Here is a 3,011-nt window from a genome sequence, read left to right as displayed (position 1 = left end):
GCGCTGGCGCGCTGCATAGGGAACGGCTCCGCTGACGCTCCGCCAGATTCCCGCGCAAGCGCGGGAATCGAATTCCGCTTGCGGAATTCTGAGTGCGTGTCAATTCGCGCAAGCGCGAATTGACGGAATCCCGCAAGCGGAATTCCTGAGGCTGGCAACAAGGGATGGGTGCATCACGCGCGGGTCTGTGTAGGGCTTGGGATCCCCAGCTACCACCTCTGCAACGGATGTGACGGACCGTCGGCCTGACAGAGTGCCGGCCTCACGGTAGCGACGGGTTCCGCTGCGCTCCACCCTGAACCCCTCCCCCACTGTCTAGCCTGTCCCAACATGTTCATCAATGCCCTGCCAGCATACAGGGAAACCAGCGTTCGTGGGTGAGATTGAGTCACTGTGTCACCCTTGGGTGCGAAATTGGCGTACGGGTGATGCATCACAAGTTGTTACTGTGTAGAGTCTGGGACCAGATGCTACACCCCTACCACCGCGCACCTTGCGCCCTGGATTCCATTTGTTATTACGCGCCGCATTCCGCGAAAAGGAGAACACGGGGCATGGCCGTGAAGCTGCGTGATCACCAGATCGAGGCCGTTGCCGCCATTGTGCGCGGTCTTGATGTTCCGCCGGGTGGTATTCCCTGGAATGGTCTTCGTGGGCAGGTGCACGCCGCGTGTGGCACGGGGAAGACCATCATGGCTGCCGCGTCGGCGAAGCGGCTTGTGCCCAGGGGGCGTGTGCTCGTGCTGGTGCCGACACTGGATCTGCTGGCGCAGACGGTGAGGGCGTGGCACGAGGCCGGGCACAAGGGGCCGGCGGTTGCGGTGTGTTCGCTTCAGGACGATCCGGGGCTGTGGTCGTTGAAGGTGCGCTCCACGACGAACCCGATCCAGTTGGCGCTGTGGCACGGGCAGGGGCCGGTCACCATCTACGCCACCTACGCGTCTCTGGGTGTTCTGGCGGAGGCTTTCGAGGGTGTCTACGGTCAGAAGCTTGATCCAGTAGACCTCGCGGTGGTTGATGAGGCCCACAGGACAAGTGGCTCGATGGGTAAGGCATGGGCGGACATCCACGACCAGACCGTCATCCCTGCCCACCGTCGGCTGTACCTGACGGCCACACCGCGGATCTGGGAAGAGCGGCTCAACCGCGAGGTCGCCGAGGGAGTGCGTGACCCGCTGCCGCGTGAGATGGCAGCTTCCATGGACGACGAGAAAGTCTTCGGGCCCGTCCTCTACAAACTCTCGCTCGCATCTGCCGTCTCCCGGGGCCTGTTGGCGCGGTACCAGATCATCGTTCTGGAGCTCCAGGACCCCGTCGTCACCCCGGAGCGGCTGATGGGCGAGGAGCGGCACAGCGAGGAGATGCGCGGTCAGCGGCTCGGGGCCTTGCAGGCCGCGTTGCTGCACACGATGGCGCAGCACGACCTGTCGACGTGCATCACCTTCCACCACCGGACCATCGAGGCGCAGGCGTACGCGGAAGGCCTGGAGCGCGTCGCGGCGAAGCTGCACGCCGACCAGCCCGAGACGTACCCGAAGCGGATCTGGGCCAACTGGCTGTGCGGCGAGCACGTCCCCGAACGCCGGCAAGAAGTCCTGGGCTCGTTCGGGTCCACGGCGCAGCGGGCCGTGCTCTCCAACTGCCGGGTCCTGGGCGAGGGCGTCGACATCCGCGCGGTGGACTCCGTGGCCCTGTTGGACCCGAAGGGAGCGCCGCACGACATCGTCCAGGCCATCGGCCGGGCGCTCCGCCAGAAGCCCGGACAGGGCAAGCTCGCCTCCCTGATCGTGCCGGTATTCCTCCAGCCGGGAGAGCAGCCCGAGGACATGTTCACCTCCGGGTCCTACCGGCCCCTGGTGAAAGTCCTGGAAGGGCTGCGCGCTCATGATGAAGAGGCCGTGGAATTGCTGGCGATTCCCCAGGAGCCGCAGAAGGACGTCGCGCAACCGTCCGTGAACATCGGCTCTGCGCCCGAGGAAGGCGAGGAAGAATCACGGTTGCTGCTCCGTTTCGCCGCCCCCAGGGATCCGGTGATGGTCGCGGACTGGGTCTCCTTCAACGTGATCGACACCGAACGCCAGGACTGGGCCCGCGGCTGGGCGAAGCTGAAGACGTACGTCGAACGGGTCGGGAACGCCCGCGTGCCCTACGGACACCGCGAAGGCGCGACACCACTTGGCCAATGGGTCGCGGAACAACGGCGCGCCTACGCAGCCGGACAGATGACCGGCCAACGCGCGAGGCGACTCGAACAACTCGGCATGGTCTGGTCACCGGCCGATGAACGCTTCCAGGAAAACCTCGAAGCCGCCAAGGCCTACTACGACCAGCACTGGACACTCTGCGCACCGAGGTCGGCGACCATGCTGGACCGGCCGGTGGGACAGTGGCTTTCGAATTTGCGACGGCCCGGTGCGCTGGACGGACACCCCGACTGGAAGACGGCACTGGAAGCCGTGGACGAGGACTGGAACCCGGTGTGGCCGGCGGAGTGGCAACGCCATTACGCCGCACTGCGCGAGCTCGTACGCGACGAAGAGGGCCAGGCGGAGGTCCTGCCCGGGTTCACGGTCCACGGCATGGACATCGGGAAGTGGTTGGCCAAGCAGCGGACGCCGAAGGTCTGGCAGGCCCTGGTGGCCGGGCAACGCGAACGCCTCGAGCAGCTCGGCATCACACCGCCCGCCCCGGAACTGGAAACGCCCACAAAGCCGCCCACCACGCCCATGGGCGCCTTCGAGAAGGGCGTCGCAGCCCTCGCTCAGTACAAGACCCGGGAGGGCTCCGTGACCGTCCCACGGGGACACGTAGAGCGGCTAGAGGACGGCACAGAGGTCAAGCTCGGAGTCTGGACCATGAACCAGAAAACCCGCCGCGCCAAGCTCACCGCCGACAAACTCCAGGCGCTCGCCGCGCTGGGACTGGAATGGGCGGCCGAAGGTTAAGGAGAGGGGTAAGTTGGTGGATAAGTTTTTGTTGGGTCTCGAGTAAAGGGTGCGGGGTATGCCATC

1 protein-coding gene is annotated in these 3,011 nt (G+C 65.6%); it reads left to right on the top strand.

Annotation, left to right across the window (positions count from 1 at the left end):
* Positions 1-554: 554 nt before the first annotated feature.
* Positions 555-2,945 carry a DEAD/DEAH box helicase gene (locus OG306_RS40850; protein ID WP_327258280.1) on the top strand — a complete coding sequence of 797 codons (2,391 nt, stop codon included), beginning with the start codon at positions 555-557 and terminating at the stop codon, positions 2,943-2,945.
* The last annotated feature ends 66 nt before the right edge of the window (positions 2,946-3,011 follow it).

Source organism: Streptomyces sp. NBC_01241 (genome assembly GCF_041435435.1).
GTDB lineage: Bacteria > Actinomycetota > Actinomycetes > Streptomycetales > Streptomycetaceae > Streptomyces.
This window is presented reverse-complemented; position numbering and strand designations above follow the sequence as displayed.

Bases quoted from the DNA above. Each gene is read 5' to 3' on its own strand.
- OG306_RS40850 (WP_327258280.1), top strand. From the start codon at position 555: ATGGCCGTGAAGCTGCGTGATCACCAGATCGAGGCCGTTGCCGCCATT.